At 49.8% G+C, this 24,835-nt stretch carries 13 protein-coding genes; all 13 read left to right on the top strand.

The window, feature by feature from the left end; translation table 11 throughout:
* The first annotated feature begins 204 nt into the window (after positions 1-204).
* Positions 205-3,453 carry a SusC/RagA family TonB-linked outer membrane protein gene (locus tag ACOJTG_RS06140; protein ID WP_420153004.1) on the top strand — a complete coding sequence of 1,083 codons (3,249 nt, stop codon included), beginning with the start codon at positions 205-207 and terminating at the stop codon, positions 3,451-3,453.
* A gap of 50 nt (positions 3,454-3,503) precedes the next feature.
* Entirely contained in the window at positions 3,504-5,264 is a 1,761-nt protein-coding gene (locus ACOJTG_RS06135; RefSeq protein ID WP_420153003.1) for a RagB/SusD family nutrient uptake outer membrane protein, read from the top strand.
* Between the two features lie 91 nt (positions 5,265-5,355).
* Positions 5,356-8,913, top strand: coding sequence for an FG-GAP-like repeat-containing protein (locus tag ACOJTG_RS06130; RefSeq protein WP_420153002.1), 3,558 nt, complete (start codon positions 5,356-5,358; stop codon positions 8,911-8,913).
* A gap of 19 nt (positions 8,914-8,932) precedes the next feature.
* Positions 8,933-10,279, top strand: coding sequence for a vanadium-dependent haloperoxidase (locus tag ACOJTG_RS06125; RefSeq protein ID WP_420153001.1), 1,347 nt, complete (start codon positions 8,933-8,935; stop codon positions 10,277-10,279).
* Between the two features lie 3 nt (positions 10,280-10,282).
* Positions 10,283-11,794: an FG-GAP repeat domain-containing protein gene (locus ACOJTG_RS06120; protein ID WP_420153000.1), complete on the top strand. Its 1,512-nt coding sequence runs from the start codon at positions 10,283-10,285 to the stop codon at positions 11,792-11,794.
* A gap of 358 nt (positions 11,795-12,152) precedes the next feature.
* Complete coding sequence (locus ACOJTG_RS06115; protein WP_420152999.1) at positions 12,153-12,758, top strand: RNA polymerase sigma factor; 606 nt, start codon at positions 12,153-12,155, stop codon at positions 12,756-12,758.
* Positions 12,759-12,914: 156 nt separating this feature from the next.
* A complete protein-coding gene (locus ACOJTG_RS06110; protein ID WP_420152998.1) occupies positions 12,915-14,006 on the top strand; it encodes a FecR family protein in 1,092 nt (363 codons plus the stop codon).
* Positions 14,007-14,239: 233 nt separating this feature from the next.
* On the top strand, positions 14,240-17,839 hold the full coding sequence (locus ACOJTG_RS06105; RefSeq protein ID WP_420152997.1) for a TonB-dependent receptor: 3,600 nt from the start codon (positions 14,240-14,242) through the stop codon (positions 17,837-17,839).
* A gap of 18 nt (positions 17,840-17,857) precedes the next feature.
* Positions 17,858-19,648, top strand: coding sequence for a RagB/SusD family nutrient uptake outer membrane protein (locus ACOJTG_RS06100; protein ID WP_420152996.1), 1,791 nt, complete (start codon positions 17,858-17,860; stop codon positions 19,646-19,648).
* Positions 19,649-19,847: 199 nt separating this feature from the next.
* Positions 19,848-20,771 carry a sugar phosphate isomerase/epimerase family protein gene (locus ACOJTG_RS06095; protein ID WP_420152995.1) on the top strand — a complete coding sequence of 308 codons (924 nt, stop codon included), beginning with the start codon at positions 19,848-19,850 and terminating at the stop codon, positions 20,769-20,771.
* Positions 20,772-20,848: 77 nt separating this feature from the next.
* Entirely contained in the window at positions 20,849-22,327 is a 1,479-nt protein-coding gene (locus ACOJTG_RS06090; protein ID WP_420152994.1) for an FG-GAP repeat domain-containing protein, read from the top strand.
* A gap of 111 nt (positions 22,328-22,438) precedes the next feature.
* Entirely contained in the window at positions 22,439-23,569 is a 1,131-nt protein-coding gene (locus ACOJTG_RS06085; protein WP_420152993.1) for a hypothetical protein, read from the top strand.
* A 165-nt stretch (positions 23,570-23,734) separates the two neighbouring features.
* On the top strand, positions 23,735-24,835 hold a 1,101-nt coding region (locus ACOJTG_RS06080; protein ID WP_420152992.1), incomplete at its 3' end, for an NAD(P)/FAD-dependent oxidoreductase.

Genomic DNA, 24,835 nt, shown 5'->3' with positions numbered 1-24,835 from the left:
ATAGTATACGTAAGTTTTAAAGCAATCGTTAGGTTGGTACTTTTAGACGATACGTCGACGTTTTATACGATTTTATCTTACAAAGAATGATTATAAATTGGTATAGTATAATTAATTATAGAAATATTTTAAAATTCATGTTGCTTGTGTTGAATAATTGGATAAAATTGTGAAGTAAAGCTTCAAAACCCTAATACAATTACCATGATGAACCACTTATACCAGTTAGGAAGGGTAGTATTTATACTCACTCTTCTGGGATTATTTAGTGGGATGGGAGAAGCCTGGGCTCAAAACCGTCAAGTGACGGGTAAGATTATAGAGCCATCGGGCCAACCCATTCCCGGAGCCAGTGTGTTAATAAAAGGAACCACCAGCGGAGCCAATACGAACACGAACGGCGAGTTTACGGTAACCCTCACCTCAACGGATGCGGTATTGCTGATTACGGCCGTCGGCTATAAAACGCAAGAAATCGTCGTCGGTAATCAAACGCGTATCGATGTCACGCTTCAGGAAGAAGCCGCTTCGCTGAATGAAGTAGTGGTTACGGGTTATACGACGGATAGCCGTCGGGAAACGACCGGAGCCGTTTCCACCGTAAAAACCAAAGATCTGACCGTAACGCCTTCTGGTAACGTCGAGCAACAATTGCAGGGACGGGTAGCGGGGGTAACCGTTATCACCAATGGTCAGCCCGGTACAACCAGTCAGGTACGGGTACGGGGCTTTGGTGCCTTTGGCGGTAACGAGCCCTTGTATATCGTTGATGGGGTACCGACCAGCTCGACCGAATTTCTAAATCCCGACGATATCGAATCGACTACCGTATTAAAGGATGCGGCCTCCGCTTCTATCTACGGAGCCCGGGCGGCTAGCGGGGTTATTGTGTATACGACGAAGAAAGGTCAGCGACAGGCTCGGAAATTAACCGTTACGTATGATGGCTTATTTGGCTTGACGGATCCCGGTAAAGGACAGCAAATGATGAATCCTACGGATTTCGCCAACTGGACCTGGAATGCGTACCGGAACAATGGCTGGAAGGTGGGCGATGACGAATGGACTCACCCGCAGTTTGGGAATGGAGAAAACCCCGTTATTCCGGACTATTTGATGGTAGGAAAGAATTATGGCGTCGTGGGCAACTTGGATTTGAACGCGGAACGGGCCAAATACAATGTCAATTTTGATGCAGGCGATATTTATCAGGTGGTAGCCACCAACCGACAAGGCACCGATTGGTACAAAGCCATCACTCGTACGGCTCCGTTGATGCGGCACTCGCTGGGTTTTTCGGGTGGTACTGAATCCAGCCGTTACTACGTAGGCCTGGGTATCCAGACGCAAGCGGGTATCCTGAAATACAACGATTTCAAGCGATATAGTATACGGGCCAATACGGAATTCGATGTGCTGAAAAACCTTCGCATCGGTCAGAACTTCCAGGCTACCTACCGGCAGGTGCTCGGTCAGTCGGGAGGAAACGGTGGAGCCGGGGTTTCCGCGGATGAAAACGATATTCTCTCGGCGTTCCGGATGCCTTCCATCATTCCCATTTACGACGTATTCGGGGGTTATGCGGGTACGGCGGCGAAGGGCTTCAACAACCCCCGTAACCCCGTGGCCTCGCGGGATGGTCAGAGAGACAACCGGGGCTTTGGTGCCAGTGCTTTCGGCAATGCGTACCTTGAATTTGACCCCATCCAAAATTTAACCCTGCGGAGTAGCATTGGGGGAAGTTATACGGGTTATAGTAACTGGGGTTACAACCGTCGTCAGTACGAAAACTCGGAAAACAACTCAGCATTCAGCTACAATGAAACCTACGGCTTCAACTTTGCCTGGACGTTTACGAACACGGCCAACTTCAAAAAAGACTTTGGTCTGCATAATGTCGACGTACTGGTAGGACAGGAGGCACTGAATACGGGAGCGGGTCGCGAAAACCGTACTTCCGGTCAGAGTCCATTCTCGATTGATAAAAATTATGTTACAATCACCAACGTATCCTCGCGGGTGGCTAACAGTGACTTGTACCGGGGAGCTACGTTCTACTCCTTATTTGGTCGCCTGAAATATTCCTTCAACGAAGGGAAGTACGTGGTGACGGGTCTGGTTCGCCGCGATGGCTCGTCTAAATTCGCTGCCGCTAATCGGTTTGGGGTATTTCCCGCCTTCTCAGCCGCTTGGCGAATCTCGGAAGAACCTTTCCTGAAAAATGTCGGCTTTCTACAGGATCTGAAAATTCGCGGAGGCTGGGGTATCATGGGTAACTCGAACAACGTAAACCCCACCAACCAGTATAGCTTGTACGCGACCAACCTGGGTCAATCGGCGTACGATTTGAACGGTACCAACTCCAGTACGCTCGAAGGTTACTACCGCTCGCAAATCGGGAACCCTTTTGCTAAATGGGAGAGCAGCGTTACCTCCAACATTGGCTTTGACGCCACGTTGTTCGATGGTAAACTGGATGTGATTCTGGACCTCTGGCGAAAAAATACGAAAGACTTATTGTTCCAGGTTCCCGTTACTGCCGAAGTGGGTTCTTCCGCTCAGTTGCCCTACGTAAACTCAGGTCAGATGCGGAACCAGGGTATTGACCTGCAAATCATCAATCGGGGAAAAATTACCAGCGATCTGAATTACGAAGTAAATGTAACGGCGGGCTGGCTGGACAATAAAATCGTTTCGCTGGCTCAGGGACTCAAATACCTGACTTCGGTGAACCCAGGTTTCCGGGGAATCAATCCCATCCGTAACCAATTGGGCTACTCCATCTCCTCGTTCTACGGGTATAAAGTAACGAACCTGTTCCGCGATCAGGCGGAAGTAGATGGGGCTCCGCAACAAGATGGTGCCGGTCCCGGACGTTTCCGCTACCAGGACCTTAACAACGATGGCGTAATCAATGCCGATGACCGTACTTATTTGGGCAGCCCAGTACCGAAGTTTGTGGGTGGTTTGAATCTGACTCTGCGGTACAAAAACTTCGATTTTGTAACCTATCTCTATACGTCACTGGGTAACAAAGTGTTCAACGTATCGAAGTGGTTTACGGATTTCTATCCTTCGTTTGCCGGAGCAGCCATCAGCGAACGGGTGAAAGAATCCTGGACGCCCAACAATCTGAATGCCAGCATCCCCATTTTCGAAAGTGCGTCGAACTTCTCTACCAACACGCAATCCAACTCGTTCTACGTAGAAAATGGTTCGTACCTGCGTTTACAGAACCTCTCCTTAGGCTATACGCTGCCCGCACCCACGCTGAGTAAGCTGCGGATGCAGAAACTGAGAATTTACGTTTCGACAAATAACCTCTTTACCATAACCAAGTATCAGGGTCTGGACCCGGCCGTAGGGGGTAACGCCGATACCAATTTCGGTATTGACGTTGGAAACTACCCCGTAACCCGTAGTTGGGTAGCCGGTATCAACCTTGCTTTTTAATCGGGAACCTTCTGGTAACAAAAGGAAAACCATTCTTATCGAACACTATGATGAGTGATACCATACAACTCTTAACAAAGAAACGCACTGCACTGACGGCCCTAGTTTTGGCCGCAACCGCCCTGGTCTGGTCTTGTAAAGACGACTTTCTGGAAATTCCAGCGACGGGTGCACTGACGGATTCACAACTGTCCACCACCAAGGGACTCGATGGACAGCTCGTCGCCGTCTACGCTCAGCTCAACGGACGGGGTACGCGGATGGCGAGTGCCAGCAACTGGGTCTGGGGTAGTATTCGGGGTGGGGATGCCAACAAGGGTACTAACCCAGGGGATTACACCGACCTCAATCCGATCCAACGCTTTGAAACGATTACGACAAGCGTGCCGGTGCAGGAAAAATGGAATGGGAACTACGAAGGCGTGGCCCGAGCCAACGCAGTACTGCGAATCATGGCGAAGGCGGGTTCTGCCATTCCCGAAGCGGACCAGAAGCGAATCGCCGCCGAAACCCGATTTTTACGGGGCCATTATTACTTTGAATTGAAGCGGGAATTTGGCAATACGCCCTACGTCGATGAGAGCATTGACTACGGAACGGGAATCGAAAAAGTGCCCAACAACGCCGACCTCTGGCCTAAAATTGAAGAGGATTTCAAGTATGCCTACGCAAACCTGCCGGAAACGCAGGGATCCGTAGGTCGGGCCAACAAGTGGGCGGCCGCTTCGTACTTAGCCAAGGTGTACATGTACCAGTCCAAGTTCAGTGAGGCGAAAGCATTGTACGACCTGATCATTGCTAATGGTAAAACCAGTAATGGCAAGAAATACGGACTGGTAGCCAAGTACTCCGACATCTTCAAGGCCTCGAATGACAACCACGAAGAATCCATCTTTGCCATTCAGGCGGCGGCCAATACGGGCAACGTCAATAACGCGAACCCGGAATTTGACCTGAACTTCCCCTACAATACGGGAACGGCTGGTCCGGGTAACTGCTGCGGCTTTTTCCAGCCGAGCTTTGAGCTGGCCAATTCTTTCCGTACCACTGCCCAGGGACTGCCATTGCTGGATGGATCGTATAATAATTCGGGAAATGAGGTAAAAACGGACATGGGTCTGGAAACCAGCCAGAGCTTCACTCCCGACGCGGGCAACCTCGATCCGCGAATCGATCACTCGATTGGCCGCCGGGGTATTCCGTACCTCGACTGGCAGGACTTTCCTGGCAAAGACTGGATTCGGGAACAGTCCTACGGCGGACCGTATTCTCCGAAAAAATACGTGTACTACAAGTCAGACGTAGGTTCTTTACAGGATAACAGCTCCTGGACGCCCGGTTACACGGCCATCAACTTCACCATCCTCCGTTTCGCGGATGTATTGTTGATGGCAGCCGAAGCCGAAATTGAAGTGGGATCGCTGGAAAAAGCTCGCGAGTATGTCAATCTGGTACGCAAACGGGCGGCCAATTCGGCGGGTTTTGTGAAACGAAGCAACGGCTCCGACGCTGCCAAATACGTGATCGGCACGTACGATACGGCCTGGACCGACAAGGCGGCGGCTCGTACCGCTGTTCGTTTTGAACGCAAACTGGAGCTCTCGGGGGAAGGCCATCGCTTCTTTGATCTGGTTCGCTGGAAAACGGCGGCTACGGAACTTAATGCGTACCTCACCTACGAAGGCCGGAAATTATCGGGTGCATTGGGTGGAGCGAAATTCACCACCAATCAGGATGAATACTCGCCCATTCCGCAGGCTCAGATCGACTTGCAGGGACGGGACGTACTGAAGCAGAATCCCGGCTATTGATTAGACCAAACCCTTCAACCCCGCGGATTTCCATTCGCGGGGTTTTATCCATTCCTAACCTGGCACTATTTCCTGAATGACCTTTTTACGAATGAAACAACTATCCGTTTGGGTTGGACTAGCCGGACTGCTGGGGGGCCTTACGGCTTGTGATCAACCGCTGTTTAGTAACCTGTCCGCCGCTGATACGGGCATCACCTTTGCCAACCGGATTGTAGAAAATGATTCCATCAATGTGCTCGATTTTGAGTACACGTACAATGGTGCGGGCGTAGGTATCGGCGATTTCAATAACGATGGTCTGGCGGATGTGTACTTTACGGGTAATCAGGTGGCTAATCAGTTGTACCTGAATAAGGGCCATCTGAGTTTTGAAAATATTACGCAAAAAGCGGGTGTAGAGGGCCAAGGTCGCTGGTGCTCGGGGGTAGCCGTGGTGGACATTAATGCCGACGGCTGGCTGGATTTGTACGTCTGTGCGACGGTTAGTAAGAGTCCCGAACGGCGGGAAAATCTGTTGTACATCAACCAAACCTGTAAGCCTGGGGGGACGCCTACGTTTCGGGAAATGGGCCAGGTCTATGGCGTAGCCGACAGCGGTCATTCGACCAATGCGGCTTTTTTTGACTACGACAATGACGGCGACCTGGATTTGTACGTATTAACCAACGAAATGGAGCCCGAGCGGCATCCCAATAATTTTCATTATAAACACCGGGACGGTTCAGCCTCTAACACCGACCGACTGTACCGAAACGAAGGGACGGATCCGGTTTTGGGTCATCCCGTGTTTAAAAATGTGTCGAAAGAAGCCGGAATCACGATTGAGGGATATGGACTGGGCCTGAATATCTGCGACATCAATCAGGACGGCTGGAAGGACATCTACGTAACCAACGATTACATCAGCAATGACCTGTTCTGGATTAACAATCAGGACGGAACTTTTACGGATCGCTCGGCGGAGTATCTGAAGCATACGAGTGCCTCGGCCATGGGGATGGATATTGCCGATCTGAACAATGACGGTCAGCCCGAGATCATCGCTCTGGATATGCTGCCCGAAGACAATTACCGGAAAAAAATGTTTCTAAATCCGGCTAGTTACCAGACCTACATCAACAACGAAATTTTTGGGTATCAATACCAGTATGTTCGCAATACGTTACAGCTAAATCAGGGGCTGGTTCCGGACGCATCAGGCAAACGTCGTCCGGTCTTTTCTGATATTTCCATGCTGGCGGGCGTGGCGGAAACGGACTGGAGCTGGACGCCACTGGTGGCCGACTTTGATCAGGACGGTTACCGGGACATTATCGTGACAAACGGCTATCCGAAAGACATTACGGATCACGACTTCGTGGCCTATCGGGCCGATGTGGGTTCCATCGCGGGTTCGGATTTGTTGCTGCACGAAATTCCACAGGTGAAAATCCGTAATTACGCGTTTCAGAATAATCAAAACCTGACCTTTACCAATCAGGCCGAAACCTGGGGGTTAACCCAACCGACCTTTTCCAGCGGGGCTGCGTACGCCGATCTGGATAATGATGGTGACCTGGATTGGGTGGTCAGCAATATCAACGATTCGGCTTTTGTGTACCGCAACAATCTGACCGAAAACAAAACGAAAGATCATCATTTCCTTAGGGTGAAATTCAAAGGCGAGGGTCAGAATCCGATGGGCCTGGGAGCCCAGGTGGAGATCCGCTACGGCGAAGATCAGCAGCAGGTGTACGAGCACACCATCTATCGCGGCTATCTGTCGAGTATGGAAGCGGCGGGGCATTTCGGATTAGGCAAGCAGACCAGTGTTCGGGAATTAACCGTTACTTGGCCCAATGGACGTTCCCAAACGCTTCGTAACCTGCCCGTCGATCAGGTCGTAACTCTCGACGTACGAAATGCTCATCAGAAACGCAATACTCCGGCCCCACGGCCTACGCTGTTTGAAGCCATTGACGACACACTGGCCATTCCCTATACACATACCGAACGGGATTACATCGACTTCAACGTGCAGAAAACGGCACCCCACAAATTTTCACAGTTTGGACCTTCCATTGCCGTAGGTGATGTCAACGGTGACGGCCTCGATGACTTGTTTATGGGCGGTTCGCGAAGACAGCAGGGAACCTTCCTGCTCCAAAAAGCCACGGGCGGTTTTCAACCGATGCCTCTCCAGGCGGATCCCTCGGGTGATGCCAAGCAGTCAGAAGACGCGGGTACCTTACTTTTCGATGCGGATGGCGATGGTGATCTGGATTTGTACATTGTCAGTGGGGGAGGTGAAGCCCACGCCGGCAGCGAAAGTTTTCAGGATCGCTTGTACCTCAATGATGGTAAGGGAGGTTTCCAGCGAAACCTTAGTGCCTTGCCCGCCGAGCGAATCAGTGGCTCCTGCGTGAAAGCCGCTGATTTTGACCGCGACGGAGATCTGGATTTGTTCGTGGGTGGTCGCGTTGAACCGGAAGCCTTTCCGAAACCAGTTTCCTGTCGCATTTTGAGAAATGATTCCCAAAAGGGTAAGGTGTTGTTCACCGACGTAACGCCGCAGCTGGCTCCGGCCTTGGTCAACATTGGCATGGTGTGCGATGCGTTATGGACCGATCCGGACCGGGATGGCTGGCCGGATTTATTACTCGCCGGTGAGTACATGCCTCTGACCTTACTGAAGAATACAAAAGGAGCGTTGGCTCGGGTGAATACGGGGCTGGAATCCTACGTAGGTTTCTGGAATTCACTAAGTTCGGGAGATTTCGACAACGACGGCGACATCGATTACATCGCAGGAAATCTGGGTGAAAACAATCTGCTGCGGGTTTCTGAGCAGCGACCCGCCCGCCTGTACGCGAAAGATTTTGACCAAAACGGTAGTTATGATGTAATTCCCAGCGTGTATTATCCGGAAAAAGAGGGGGGGAGCTATCAGGAATACCCCTTCCACGTACGCGATGACATGGTGAAGCAGCTGATTGGTACGCGGGCCAAAGCTCCCAATTACAAAACCTACGCTGCCCTGACGATGGACCAGTTCCTGAGTGCGGAGGAACGAAAAGATGCTCTAGTATTGCAGGCGAATTATTCCAAATCAAGCTATATTGAAAACCAGGGAAACGGTACGTTCGTGGTAAAACCGCTGCCGACGCTGGCTCAGATCGCTCCGGTATTTGGGCTGGTTATCGAAGATTTTAACGCCGATGGCAATCTGGACGTGCTGCTGGCCGGAAACGATTATGGCAATGAGCTAACCATGGGCCGTTACGATGCTTTTCAAGGGTTGTTGTTACTAGGCAACGGGCAAGGTAACTTCCGGGCGGTATCGCCGACTGAAAGTGGACTACTGATTCCGGGCGATGCCAAGGGACTGGTTCAGTTTCTGGATGCGAAAGGGCAGTACTGCCTGATGGCTACGCAAAACCGGGATCGTCTGCGGTGTTTTCGGCTTCGCCAGCCCCAGCCCGTCGTTCGACTGTCTCCTACGGATGAAACGGTAGTACTGACGCTGAGAAACAAGCAGTCCCGACGCATGGAAGTACCCCTGGGCTCCTCGTTTTATTCGCAGTCTTCGGCCTTATTACTGAAAAATCCACAAGTGGTTCACGCCCAGGCAATTTCTGCCAAAGGTAGCTCCCGTAAGCTTTGGTAACTCCCTCAAATCCTGACCTATGAATCATTGCAAACTATTTCTTCTGTTGATGCTGTTGGGGGGCTTACTGACGGCCTGCCAGTCTACGTCACGGGTACAAACGCTGGACCCCAAAAGCCCGGAAAGTGTACATAGCTGCGTCAAGAAACTGACCGATGTCATCGTGTACGACATCTTTTCCCCGCCCGTAGCCAGTCGAATTTACACGTATACTGCTCTGGCCGCTTACGAGGCCGGACGGTTCGAAGACCCCAGCCAGCCTTCACTGACCCAGCATCTCAACGGTTTTCCAGCCATGCCGAAACCCGAGGCGGGCCAGTCGTACGCCTACACGCTGGCCGGGGTAAAGGCCTTTTGTTTCGTCGCTGAGAAGTTGACGTTTTCCAAAGATACCATCCGACAATTTGAAGCTCAGCTGCTGGAACGTTTCCGCGTTTCCGTGGACGAGCCAACCTACGAACGCTCCGTCGCTTTTGGTGAGCAAATTGCGAAGAAGATCATGGAGCGGGCAGCAAAAGACCATTACAAGGAAACCCGGGGTATGGAACGGTACAGCATCAAACAGGATATTGAAGACAAATGGCTGCCAACACCGCCCGATTATTCCGATGCTGTCGAACCCTACTGGGGACTCATTTCACCGATGGGGATGGATTCGGCGAGTCAGTTTAAGCCCGAACGGCCCTATCCGTATAGCCGCAATTCGCAGAGTCCGTTTTGGAAAGAGGTCGTCAAGGTCTATGAAACGGGAAATGCACTGGATGAGGAGAAAAAAGCCATTGCCCGTTTCTGGGATGACAATCCGTTTGTATCCCAGCATTCGGGCCATTTGATGATTGGCCGGAAAAAGATGACACCCGGCGGACACTGGATGGCCATTGCAGGACTGGCGGCTCGCCAAACCCAAGCCAACTGGGTGAAATCGGCTCAGGGGTACGCCCTGACGGCTTCGGCTTTATTAGACGGTTTTATCAGTTGCTGGGACGAGAAGTACCGTAGTGAATACCTGCGACCCGTGACCGTGATTGATAAGTTCCTGAATCCTCGCTGGGAGTCGTATTTACAAACGCCTCCTTTTCCTGAATACACCTCCGGCCATAGCGTAATCTCTGCTTCGGCGGCTTCGGTGCTGAGCCAGTTGTACGGAGCAAATTTTGCCTTTCACGATACGACGGAGAAAGAATACGGCCACGGCGAACGCAGTTTTCATTCCTTCATGGAAGCCGCTGAACAGGCGGGCATCAGCCGGATGTACGGCGGAATCCATTACGAATTTTCCTGCAAACGCGGTACGGAACAGGGCAAAAAAGTAGGTTCCTGGTTACTACTCAAAACCGGCTTATCGGCTTCGCTAGCCCAGCGGTAACGTATGATTCGATTACTTACTCAATGGATAATCTGGCTAGCGAGCTGGCTGAGCCTGGTCCTGATACTCAGTTACTGTCGGCCAGGCTCTAGTTTGCTGGCCGAAAAAGGGGCTAGATTAGTAGACCAGCATTGTAGTACCTGCCACTTGTCCGTTCGCCCGGCATTACTTGACCGGCAAACCTGGTTAGAGCAGGTGTTGCCCGCCATGGCTCCCAAATTAGGAATTGGCACCACCGCCCGTGGTGAATATTATCCCGAAACAAACGCGGCCTTACCTTTCGAAGAATGGCTGACATTGGTAGACTATTTCAGGCAGTTCGCTCCCGATACGCTACTGCCTGCTCAGCGAGTTCCGGTCAGCAATGACTATTCCCTGTTCGCCATTAAGCCCGCTCCCGCCGATTCCGCTACGGCTCTGACGCTGATGGTGCATCTGGAAAAAGACCGGGTGTACTCGGCTCAGGCTACCAACGCGATGGTGGTACAATGGGATCAGGATTTGAATCGGGTCGATTCGGTTCGTTTTCCGGCTCCAGTAGTACAGTTGCTCGTTCGTTCTGACTCGGAGCTATTCGCTACCAGCATCGGTACCATGCGGGCTCAGGATCAGTGGGCGGGAAGTCTGATTCACCGAAAGGGTCCCAACCAAACCGTACTAGCCCGACAAATGCCCCGACCCATTCACACGGCTTCGGGCGATTTCAACCGCGATGGACGTACGGATTGGATGATTGCCGGCTTCGGACATACGCAGGGGGGGCTGTACCTGACTAGCCAGCGAGCCGATGAAACCTATGAAACCCGACTACTGACGGCCCAGCCCGGAGCTACGCAGATTGAGGTGGGAGACTTCAACGCGGACGGTTGGCCCGATGCCATCGTCCTGTTTGCCCATGCTGATGAAGGCCTGTGGTTATTTCAAAACGATCGGAAGGGTGGGTTTAAATCCACCCCTTTGTTGCGATTTTTACCCTTGGCCGGATCGAGTAGTTTTCAGTTAGTGGACCTAAATAAAGACGGAAAATTAGACCTGATTTATACCAGTGGAGATAATAGTGACTATTCTCGGATTTTAAAGCCGTATCATGGATTGTATATCTACCTGAATGAAGGAAATTTTAAATTCCGGCAACACTGGTTTTATCCCATTAACGGAGCTACCAAAGTTTTAGCCGAAGATTTTGACTTAGACGGCGATGTCGATCTGGCTACGATTGCCTTCTTTGCGGACTTTCAACACCACCCGCAGGAGAACTTTTTGTACTTCAAACAAACCCAACCTTTACATTTTCAGCCTTACTCGCTCCCAGTTACGACTTACGGTCGCTGGATTTGTATGGACGCCAAAGATTGGGACGGTGACGGTGATACGGATTTAGTGCTTGGGAACTTTTCAAAAGGCTTTCGTAATTTACCCCACGTTCAACCGCATTGGAATACAAAAATTCCTTTTATCATTCTTGAAAATAAGACCCGTAGTAAACTGGAGAAACGAGCATCTTTGTTGCCGTAAGTACTGGCGAGTGCTCCTTTCTTTAAGGACTGATTTTTGCTAAAATAAGCGTATAGATTAAAAGGTTAAGCAGGTTGATTTATTCAATAAAATGAATTATTAACGCCTAGTAAAACAGCGTATACAATCCAGCGTTTGTGACTTGTATTAGATTTTGTTAAATAAGTACTGAATCAATTTCGATTCTTACTCAAGTATTGAAATCTTACGTAGTTCTATTTGCTACGAATTGTGTCTAAGTAACGCATATCGTATAATCGATTTGTTACAAAAAATATTGTAAATTTCTAATCGTCTCAAGAATGGAGATTGGAGAAAAAAATTACATTTGCTCAGTTGTTCGTTCAAAAAGTGCCCAATGTTTTCCTCTGAAAAGCCATTCGATTTATTGGAGCAGGAACTCTGGAGTCAATTCAGAGCGGGTGACGCTCATGCCTTTTCGGAGCTCATGAAACGCTACTCCCGGATATTGTTCCGATACGGGAGTCGGCTTTCGCTGGACGAAGACTTAATCAAAGATTGTATTCAGGACGTCTTTTTTGATTTATGGGAGCACCGCTCGACCATCAGTCAGCCGGCGGTCATTAAACCTTACCTTTACAAAGCCTTACGCTTACGCATTTTCAGGGAGCAGGCCAAGTGGACCCGCTGGGAAAACGTAGAGCCAGAAACGTACTTCGAATTTTCGGTTGAAAACCACTGGGTCGAACAGCAGTACGCTACCGAAACCCGTGAACAGTTTGAAAAGCTGCTGAACACCTTGCCGAAACGGCAAAAGGAAATTCTATATCTGAAATTCTCCGAGGAGCTTCCTCACGAAGATATTGCCGCTATCATGAACATGAATCGGCAATCGGTTTACAATTTACTCCACGAAGCTATCGCCCGTCTTCGCAAAAACTGGCACGACATGCCCTTTTATTTAAGTCTGGGCTTACTGTTGCTAACTGTATTATTTCAATAATTTTTTTAATTTTAAATAAAACTGATAATCAGGCAGTTGGCTGATTGTTGAATCATAATTGTAATTTTTTATATATTTTTTTACACTGTGATCAGTAGATTTTTTAGCCTTTCTGCATACTAGTCATGTAAGCCAGCAAAAAAATCTATCGAAACAATGAAATCATACAGTCATTATGAAATAGAAGATTTTCTGGCTGACGATTCGTTTCTGGATTGGGTACGAGGGGTTCCTAATGAATCATCAGCCCAGTGGGATGCGTGGCTCTATCAGTATCCGCATAAGCGAGAGCTGGTGGAGGAAGCTCGGACCCTGGCCTTAGCCATTCGAGTGAAACCTACCCGCGAGTTAAGAGATGATGAGGTACAACGATTGGTCGAGGAGGTACAACAACGATTACCACGCCAACCACGGATCATTGGCTTTGGACTTCGTCGTATAGCGGCGGGAGTTGTATTGTTAGCCGGGTTAGGAGCGGGCATCAGCTGGGGTGTTTCATGGTACAAATGCCAACAGGAGCAAGTAACGCCCTATCAGCAATTGACGGAAGCCTGCCACTGTTCGCTGACTGAACAGGTCAATACAAGTACCCAGCCTATATTTATCCGTTTACCCGATGGCAGTACCGTGGTGCTCAAATCCGGTGCCAAATTGAGCTACGATAAAGCCTTTCGGGGAACTAAACGAATCGTGTATCTACAAGGAGAGGCTTTATTCGAAGTGAAACGGAATCCGGATCGTCCCTTTTACGTATACGCCAATGATTTAGTGACGAAAGTGCTGGGAACCAGCTTTGTAGTAAATGCCCAAGCCGAGGGCGACCGAGCCAGTGTTTGTGTATTATCGGGTCGAGTTTCGGTGTTTCATCGCAATCGGTCAGAGGTACGAATTTCACCTCAGACGGAACGCAAAGCCGTCATTCTGGCCCCTAACCAGCAAATTGTTTTTCAGCAAGGAGATCCGCAACTGGTCAAGGAGATCGTAAAAAAACCTCAACTCATTAGCCATCAGGCAACCGTAAGCAATTTCGAATTTAGTGATACGGCGTTGAGGGAAGTGTTTAGTAAACTGGAAATGGCTTATGGTGTTAATATCATCTATGACGAAGAAGTAATGGCTAAATGCCCGCTGACGGCTTCTTTTACCGACCGTCCGCTGTTTGAGATGCTTACCATTATCTGTAAAGCAGTTGAAGCCCGCTATGAAATTCTGGATGGACAGATTATCGTATACGGCAAAGGCTGCTGAATAAATAGTAAACCAACAGACTTCCGCGAGTACTAAAACGATTATCCCACAACGAAAACCTCCAGCCCGTGCCTATGATTAAAGCTTAACCGCCTACCAAAAAAATCGGCAGTGTTACCAGCACCGCCGACCTACTTTTTCCACGATTTCACTTACCAGGTGATGACAACTCCGCAAGAGTTGCCCGTGGATTCTTTTTGTCGAATCGCATTTCAACAAAACACCTCAAATGTATGAAAAAAACGAAAAGGGTACTGTTGACACTCATGAAAATCACGGTCATTCAACTAGTACTGGCTACGTCCCTGTTTACCATGAGTTTTGCCTATAATGGTGAGGCCCAGGATCTGCTCAATAAGAAAGTAACCTTATCTATACAGGGACAATCCATTAAAGAAGCACTGAAAGCCGTGGAACGCCTGGCAAACGTAAAGTTTGTCTACAGTTCCCAGCTCATTCAGGCGGATCGTAAGGTGACGATTTCGGTGACGAATGAATCGCTGAACCGGGTTCTTGCTCAATTACTCCAGCCGTACCGATTAACGTATGAAGTTTCGGGCGGTAATATCATTTTAAGCCGTAACATTACCACCCTTCCGACCCGAATGGGGGGGAGCACTAGTTTGATGTCGATTCCGGCCGTAATCATCACTGGCCGCGTTACTGACGCCGCGGGTGCTGGTATTCCGGGTACGACGGTACGCCTGAAAGGTGGTTCGGCGGGTACGAGTACGGATGCAGATGGTAAGTTTTCGCTCAACGTACCGGACGCATCGGGAACGCTCATTTTTTCTTCCATCGGTTATACGACCAAGGAAGTGGAAATCGCGAACCAGACTTCCCTCAACGTTACGCTGGAAGCGGATACCAAGCAACTAACGGAAGTGGTCGTGGTCGGTTACGGTACGCAAAAGAAACAGGATCTGACGGGTGCCGTATCCGTGATCAACGTATCACAGTTGACCGAGCAGCCTTCGCCGCAGATTACCAGTCAATTGCAGGGCCGTGCTTCCGGGGTAACGGTACTGGGTTCGGGTCAGCCGGGGGAAGCTCCGCAAATCCGGATTCGGGGGATCAATACCTTCGGTAACAACTCGCCCCTGTACGTAGTGGATGGCGTACCGACGCAGAACATCAACGACATCAACCCCAACGACATCGCTTCCATGCAGATTTTGAAAGATGCCGGTTCGGCGTCGATCTACGGTTCGCGGGCGGCCAACGGGGTAGTCATTCTAACGACGAAACGCGGCAGTGGAAAGATCAAGGTTTCGTACGATGCGTATTACGGTGTACAGACGCCCCAGAGTGGTAATGTATGGGATATCCTTTCGCCGCAAGATATGGCGAATCTGAAATTCCGGGCCCTGCGGAATACGTCGAGTAATGCCATCAACGATCCGCAATATGGCAAAGGACAAAACCCGGAATTACCGAATTACATCGTTCCTTCCGGAGCCAATACGGTAGATGAGTCTACGTATTACGTGAATCCGAACTATACGGACAAAACTACCGAGTACGATAAATTTGTACGTATTGTAAAGTCGAATAAACAAGGTACGGACTGGTTCCATGAAATCTTTAAGCCCGCCAGTATTCAGAGCCATAACGTGGCCGTAAGTGGGGGAGGAGCACAGGGCAATTACTTGTTTTCACTGAACTATTTCAACCAGCAGGGTACGCTGTTGAATACCTACCTGAAACGGTATACGATCCGTTCGAACAGTCAGTACAATATTAGCGATCACGTACGAATTGGTGAAAACTTGGCCTTCGCCGTGTCGGATAACCGTCGGGTAAACTCCTCTACCGAAGGCAGTGCCATCGGTATGGCGTTCCGTATGCAGCCCATTATTCCGGTGTATGACATTCGGGGCAACTACGCTGGATCGTTTGCTCAAGGTTTAGGCAACGCCAAAAATCCGGTAGCGATTCAGGAACGGGCTCGTAACAACAAAGGCTTAAACAATCGTTTGTTTGGCAATATGTACATCGAGGCTGATTTCCTTAAAGATTTCGTAGCCCGGAGTAGCTTTGGGGGTGAAATTTTCTCGGGAGCCTTTAACAGCTTTTCCTATCCGGAATACGAGAATGCCGAAAACCTGACGACAAACTCCTACACGGAGAATACCTTCAGTGGTTTCAACTGGACCTGGTCGAATACGCTGACCTGGTCACACAACTTCAATAACACGCACGACTTAAAAGTATTGGTGGGTACGGAAGCGTATCAAAACCGGGGACGTAACGTAGGCGGTACGACGACGGGTTACTTCTCGTTCGATCCGAACTTCACGAACCTGACCACGGGTTCCGGTACGCCTACGAACTACAGCAGTCGCTATGCCGATGCCTTGTTCTCGCTCATTGGACGCATTGATTACAACCTGCTGGGTAAATACCTGGTCAGTGCTACCGTGCGTCGTGATGGATCTTCGCGTTTCCTGAATACGCAATATGGCGTGTTCCCGGCATTCAGTGCGGGTTGGCGGATTTCGCAGGAAGAATTCATGAAAAACGTATCGTGGGTTACGGATTTGAAACTGCGGGGCGGCTACGGAATCATGGGGAACCAGTTGAACGTAGATCCGGCAAACGCCTATACGGCCTACGGCGGGATTCGGGGTCAGTCGTATTATGACATCACGGGAGCTAACAAAATTCAACAAGGATTCCAACGTACCCGTATCGGTAATCCCGATGCCAAGTGGGAGCGGAACATCAACTCCAACATTGGTATCGACGCAACGCTGTTCAAAGGAAAAATCGATATCGCTTTGGACTATTATCGCAAAGATATCCGTGACCTCCTTTACAACCCCGAATTGGCCGGTACTGTAGGCTTGGGTAGTGCTCCTTTCGTGAACATTGCCAACATGAAAAACTCAGGAATCGACTTGGCTGTCACCTGGAATGGTAACATTACGAGTGATCTGAAATTCAATGTAACGGGAACCTTGACTACGTACGACAACAAAATCCTGAAAGTATCGAATGGCTCCAGCTATTTTGATCAGGAAGGTCGTCGTTTCAACGGTAGTAACATCGTACGCAATGCCGTCGGACACTCGATTGGCCAGTTCTTTGGATACAAAATTGATGGCTTCTGGGATTCACAGGACGAGATCAATCAGGCCAATCAGCAGGCTCGCGAGCGGACAGGAAATGCCTCAGCCATTTATCAGACGGATGTAGCCGTGGGTCGTTTCCGCTACGCGGATGTCAATGGTGACGGACAAGTGACCGATGCCGACCGTACCTTCCTGGGTAATCCAAATCCGAAGTTCAGCTACGGTCTTAACCTAGGTCTGAATTACAAAAACTTCGACTTTGGTATCTTCCTGTACGGCGTAAAAGGTAATGACATCTGGAATAACGTACGCTGGTGGACTGATTTCTACACCAACTTCGCCGGTGCGAAGAGCCATACGGCTTACTACGATTCCTGGACGCCGGATCACATGAACGCCAAGGCTCCGATTCAGGAAGACAAAGGCTCATTCAGTACGAACCAGGTACCCAACTCGTACTACATTGAAAAAGGATCGTATCTCCGGGCCAAGAATGCTCAGATTGGCTATACCTTCCCGGCTAGTATGCTCAAAAGTGTAGGAATCAGCCGCTTGCGGGTATATGTTCAGTCAGCCAACTTGTTTACCATTACCAAATACTCGGGCCTGGATCCTGAAATTGGCACTACGGTAAATACCAACAACAGTTCGGGCGGAAGTAGCAACCAGTCTTTCGCTACTACTACGTCTTTTGGTATCGACGAAGGGGTATATCCGAACCAACGTCAATTCTTATTAGGTCTGAATTTATCCTTCTAAACAAACGTGCGGAACTCGATGAAAACGATACGATATATTCAGGTTACTGCAGTTCTAGCAGCCTGTTTGACTACTTTTTCCTGCAACAATAATTTTCTGGATCAGCCGGCACTGGGTGTCGTCAGCGATAGTCAGTTAACCAATAAAGCGGGCGTGAATACCCTCTTAATCGGAGCCTACGCCGTGCTGGACGGTATTACGACAACCGATCAGAGTGCCTGGGAAGTGGCTCCGGGAAACTGGATTTACGGTAGTGTATCCGGGGGCGATGCCCACAAAGGCAGTGACGGGGCGGATCAGGGAAGTATGAACGATTTGATGACGTATACCCAAAACCCAAGTAACGGCTTTTTCAATAGCAAGTGGAGAGCGGGTTACGAAGGGGTCAACCGGACTAATACGACCTTGTATTACGTAAAAAAAGCATCAGATCTGACCGCTACCGAGGCAAAAACCATTGAAGCGGAAGCTCGTTTTTTGCGGGGGCATTATTATTTCGATCTGAAAAAGATGTTTAATAATATTCCCTGGATTGACGAAAATACGAGTGATTACAGTGCCCCGATTGCGACGGATTTCTATAAACCGAATACAGAAAACGTCTGGCCGAATATCGAAGCAGATTTCAAGTTTGCCTTCGAGAATCTGCCTGATAAGCAAGGCAATGTCGGGCGGGTCAACAAATGGGCGGCCGGAGCGTATTTGGCTAAAACGTATCTCTACCAAAAGAAATATACTGAAGCCAAAGCACTGTTTGATCAGGTGATCGCCAGCGGAATAACGTCTAACGGTTTGAAATATGCCTTGACGGATCGCTTTGAAGATAATTTCGATGCGGCGACGAAGAACAATGCCGAGTCGGTCTTTGCGGTTCAGATGGTGGCCAACGATGGTACGAACAACATTGACAACGCCAACCGGGGTCAGATGCTGAACTTTCCGTATCAGAGCCCCTTCCGTTGCTGCGGTTTTTACCAGCCTAGCCAGGACTTGGTGAACTCGTATCGGACGGATGCGTCGGGTCTGCCTTACGTAGACAACTACAACAGTGCACCCGTAAAAAATGATATGGGTGTATCCTCGAAAGATCCGTTTACTCCCGATAATACGTCACTCGATCCACGTTTGGATTGGACGGTTGGCCGTCGGGGCATCCCGTACTTGGATTGGGGCAGACACCCCGGCCAAGCCTGGATTCGTAGTCAACCCTATGCGGGCCCGTACTCACCGAAAAAGAACGTGTATTGGCAAGCTACGCAGGACAAGTACTCGGATCAAAGTACCTGGGCTCCCGGTACGGCTATTAACGTACTGATCATCCGTTTTGCGGATGTACTGCTCATGGCCGCTGAAACTGAAGCCCACTTGGGTAATCTGGCAAAGGCTCAGGAATACGTGAATTTGGTACGGGCCCGTGCCGCCAAACCCGTCAATCTGGTATACAACTATCAGGATGAAAACAACCCCATGGCTGGTTTTTCAACGACACCTGCGGCGAACTACAAAGTGACCATTTACCCCGCTGGAACCTTCGCCGGTTACGGAAAAGACAAAGCCTTACAGGCCATCTATTTCGAGCGGAAACTGGAGCTGGCGATGGAAGGACACCGTTTCTTTGACCTTTCCCGTTGGGGCATCGCGGAACAAACGCTAAACAACTACATTCAGTACGAAAGCAAAATCACTACGGATTTGACCGGCGGTCGCTTTACGGCTCCCAAGAACAACTACTTCCCGATTCCACAGCGACAAATTGACCTTTCCACGGTAAGTGGACAGCCTACGCTGAAACAGAATCAGGGCTACTAGCGGGTTTTGAGTTTAGGGTTGGGAGTTTTGAGTTGCTCATCCCGGCCCTGCTCTATAAACATCCCGAAAGCCTCAAAACTTTCGGGATGTTTCATTTAGAAATAACTTTCCGTGATCCTGAAAAGACCTGTATTCAGTAAAACAAAAAGTCTAACTTAAATAGATCTTGGTAACGGAGCCCCTTAAACCCCAAACACTTATGCAGGCACGTCGTAACTTCTTGAAACAGGCCAGCCTTTTGCTGGCGGGTAGTACGGTTTATCCTTTACTGTCGCAGGCAAAAGAGTATAATCTGGCCGTCAAACCTATCGGCATACAACTTTTTACGGTATTCGAACCGATGAACAAGGACCCTCAGGGTACGCTCAAGCAAATCGCCGCCATTGGGTACAAAGAGATCGAGTCGGCGTTTAGTAGTCGGGGTGGTTATTACGGCTATAAACCGAAAGAATTTAAAGCGTTAGTAGAAGATCTGGGGATGAAATGGCGTTCACACCACGCCGTAGGGGCACCCTTCAAGCCGCGTCCAGGTATGAAACTACCGACGGGCTCGGATGGAAAACCGATGACCATCCCGCCGATGCTAAACCTGCGGGATAACTACCAGCAGCTCGTCGACGATGCCGCCGAAGCGGGCCTCAAGTACCTGGTGTGTGCCAGTACGCCCGTCGCCACAATGGACGAGATTACTAGCTCCATCGAAGTATTTCAAAAAACGGGAGAAGCCAGCAAAAAGGCGGGTCTGCAATTTGCGTATCACAACCACGCGACGGAATTCGATCCGGTTGAAGGAGGGAAGACCCCCTACGAAGTCATTCTAAAACAAACCAGTCCGGATCTGGTAAAAATGGAATTAGACCTGGCCTGGGCGACCAAAGCGGGTAAAGATCCGGTGGCTTTGTTCAAGGAGCATCCGGGCCGTTTTCCACTCTGGCACATCAAAGACATCAAAAAGGATCTGAATGCCATTACCGAAGTAGGAAATGGTGTCGTGGATTTCAAACACGCCTTCGCTGCGGCCAAAATAGCTGGATTGAAATACTTCTTCGTTGAGCAGGATCTGGCTCCATCGATGGATAGTATTAAAGTCAGTTACGAGCATTTATCGAAGATTTTGGCTTAGATACATTAGTTTTAAAATCCCGCCTAACCTCTCGGTTAGGCGGGATTTTTCAATGGATACAAATGCTTTTTTTAGGTATGAATAAGGTATACCGTTTCTGGGTGATAGGCTTGAGTTTGCTGATGGGTTGCGGTCCGACTTCGGAAACGAAGAAAGAACCCGACGGAGCCGAACTGGTAGCAACCCATTGCTCGGGTTGTCATTTGTCTGTCAAACCCGAACAACTGGATAAAGAAACTTGGCTGAAGCACGTCCTGCCCGCGATGGCTCCAAAACTGGGTATTCCTACAACGGCCAATGGCGAGTACTATCAGGTGGCTAATAATCAGCAGAAATCAGCGTTGTCATTTGCCGAATGGACGCAGCTGGTGGCCTATTTCGAAAAGAATGCCCCTGACAGTTTGAAGGCTGCTCCGAGAGAAGTGTTAAAGCAGGACTGGTCCATCTTTGCTTTGGAAAAGCCCAGCGAATTTCCGGAATCAGCATTGACCACTATGGTACAGTTTCACGAAGGAAAAGTTTATTCGGGACAGAATGGGCAGCCAACGCTGTATGCCTGGGATAAAACCCTGCGTCGTTCGGAAGCAGCGACGCTGAACTCTCCCGTAGTGAATGCGGCCTTTGTGAGTCCGACGGAAGCAGTCGTTACGACGATTGGTACCTTACTGGCGGTAGATCAGCCTGTGGGAGAGGTGGTGAACGTTGATCTGCGGACGAAAAAGACGAAGGTCATCGCGAATGCTTTGATTCGACCGATTCAATCGGTACCCGGTGATTTCAATAAAGATGGTCGTACGGATTGGATCATCTGCGGATTTGGTCACAATCAGGGAGGTTTGTATCTGTCCGTACAACAAGCAAATGGTTCGTACCAAACCCAGCCGATTCGGGCCGAGGCCGGAGCTACGCAGGTCGTCGTAGATGATTTTAATAAAGACGGATGGCCCGACTGTATGGCCCTGTTTGCCCACGCAGACGAAGGCCTCTGGTTGTTTACAAACGATCAAAAAGGCGGGTTTGAAGCCCGCAACGTACAGCGATTTCTACCCTTAGCAGGCTCGACCAGTTTTCAGTTGGTTGATCTGAACAAAGACGGTCAGCTGGATTTAGTGTACACCAGCGGTGACAACAGTGATTACTCCAAGATACTCAAACCCTACCACGGCGTATATACCTTTATCAATCAGGGAAATTTCAGGTTCAAGCAGCAGTGGTTTTATCCCGTCAACGGAAGTACTAAAGTAATCGCCGCCGACTTCGATCAGGATGGCGACATGGATCTGGCGACCATTGCCTTTTTCGCCGATTTCAAACGCACGCCCGAGGAAAGTTTCATCTACTTTGAGCAGGAAGCCAATGGTCGTTTCATACCGCACGCCGTACCCGTTCACGCCTACGGCCGCTGGATTTGTATGGACGCCCAGGACTGGGATGGTGACGGCGATCTGGATATTGTACTAGGGAATTATAGCCGTGGCTTCAATAATCAGGATGACTATAAGCCTAACTGGAACATGCATTTGCCGCTGATTGTACTACGAAATAAGACTAGGTAGGGACAGCCCTTGCAAGCCTTGACTTGAAAATCTCCGGTTAAACCAAGGGAAGCTGTTATTTTTGCGGATCATACTACAGGACAAATGCTGTAGTAATGGTTTTTCCCCAGCATGAAGTCACTTACCATTGTCAACCGCCATTATCCGCCCAATCCCGGTATTACGGGCGAATCGGCCTGGGATTTAGCTCAGGTACTGATTGAAAAATACGGCGTTGAGGTACACATTGTTCACATTGACCGTACGTACGACGGGGGCGGAGCCGTCCGGAAGCCCGTTGGCCATACGCACGCCGTATCGACGATTTACGAAGGAAAAAATTCCCTGCTCCGGTTTATTGCTGGACCGCTCGATGGATTTCTGCTGATTCGGAAGGCACGAAAGCTAAAAAAAGGGCCTTTGCTAGTTATGACTAGTCCGCCCTTACTTCCGTTCTGGGCTTCGCTGTTTTTAAAGCGGAAAAACTGGATTCTGTGGAGTATGGACTTATTTCCGGAAGGTTTTGCCGCCGACGGAAAAATCAAACCAACCAACCGCCTGTACCGCTGGATTCTCAAGAAAAGCTATGAAAACGCTCCCAAAGCTCTGATTGCTCTGGGACCGAATCAGGCGGAGCTGTTGCGGCGTAACTACCAGCAGTCCATTCCCACCATCCTGTTACCCTGTGGCGTACTGGTGGATCAGTCCAGGGATGAAACCCGACCCGACTGGCATTCGGATGCTACCAAAATTTACCTGGGTTATGCTGGCAATGTAGGGGAGGCTCATTCGGCAGAATTTCTGGAAAGTGTCATTCGTCAGTTTAACCCGGAGAAACAGCAACTCATCTTGGCTCTGTACGGAACCAAAGCCGAACGCTTACTGAAGCTAGCCGAAGGTAAACCGGGCATTACCCTGCTAAAAAACATTCCCCGGGCCCAATTACACTGGCTGGATGTACAATTGGTGAGCCTTCTGCCGCAGTGGACGCATATTGCCGTACCGTCCAAAGCCGTGAGTGCCATTTGTTCGGGTTCACCCATTCTTTTTTGCGGTAGTAAAGAAGCGGATACCTGGGAACTTCTTCGGGATGCTGCCTGGTTAATCAATACCGACGAAGAGCTGGATTCTCAGGTGAAACAAGTGTTAGATTCACTGACTCATTCAGCAATTGAAGATAAAAAACGCTCGGCCCGACTCGTTTCCCGCAGACTCAACGAAATGGTCGATCAGGCGTATCAAAGCATAGAAAAATTGATTTAGTGGAGTTTTGAGTATAGGGTTTTGTGTGTAGCGTTACTGTTGCTCTTTCCGTAGGCCGCTCTTTCGGATTTGTAATCCGAAAGCAACCTGTAGCGAAAGCAAGGCAACTCAAAACTGACAACTCGAAACCTAAGACTCTTTTAAGGTTAACTACCTTACGAACGCATGAAGAAAACAGTATCCTACGTACTGGAGCCTGAAATTGCTCTGGATACGGACCGTTTTCGGCAGTTCATTGCCGATGAATTCAGCTTACCCCTGGATGCCGCCGACTGGCAGGTACGCAAGACCCGACAGTCCGTTGATGCCCGAAGTCGACAGGTGAAAATCAACGTCGAAGCCGAAGTTTTCATCAACGAAACACCCCAACCGCGACGTCAGTACGAATTCTCGTACGGTAATGTGAGCCAGGCTCCGACAGCGATTGTCGTAGGAGCAGGCCCGGCGGGACTTTTTGCAGCTTTGCGGCTCATTGAACTGGGTGTTCGTCCGATTGTACTCGAACGCGGGAAAGACGTGCGGGCCCGTCGCCGGGATCTGGCGGCAATCAACAAAGAACATCTGGTCAATCCCGAATCCAACTACTGTTTTGGTGAAGGTGGGGCGGGTACGTATTCCGATGGAAAGCTCTATACCCGTTCTAAAAAACGCGGGGATATTCGACGTATCCTCGAAATTCTGGTCAATCACGGGGCCGTCGAGGATATTCTGGTGGAGGCTCACCCGCACATTGGTACCAATAAGTTACCCTACGTTGTGGCCGCCCTTCGCGAGCAAATCCTACAAGCGGGGGGAGTGATCAAATTTGAAACCAAGGTTACCGATTTTGTCCTGGAAAAAGGAGAAATGCGGGGCGTTGTTACCGCTGATGGGCAAAGCTATACCGGCCTGGGCGTTATCCTAGCAACGGGACATTCCGCCCGGGACATCTTCGAACTCTGCGAAAAGCGGGGTATCCTGCAGGAAGCCAAGCCCTTCGCGATGGGCGTGCGGATTGAACACCCGCAGTCGCTAATTGACCAGTTGCAGTACCATCGGCCCGATCGGGGCATTCTGCCCGCTGCCTCGTACAGTCTGGTGGCTCAAACCCAGTATAAGGGTGTCGAACGGGGCGTATTTTCGTTCTGTATGTGTCCGGGTGGTTTTATCGTTCCGGCGGCTACGGCTCCCGGCGAGCTGGTCGTAAACGGAATGTCACCGTCTCGCCGCGATTCTTACTTTGCGAATTCGGGTATGGTCGTTGCGGTGAATGAACCCGATTGGAAA

Source organism: Siphonobacter sp., assembly GCF_048595215.1.
Taxonomy (GTDB): domain Bacteria; phylum Bacteroidota; class Bacteroidia; order Cytophagales; family Spirosomataceae; genus Siphonobacter.
The sequence above is the reverse complement of the archived record's forward strand: the minus strand, read 5'-3'. Positions and strand labels throughout refer to the sequence as shown.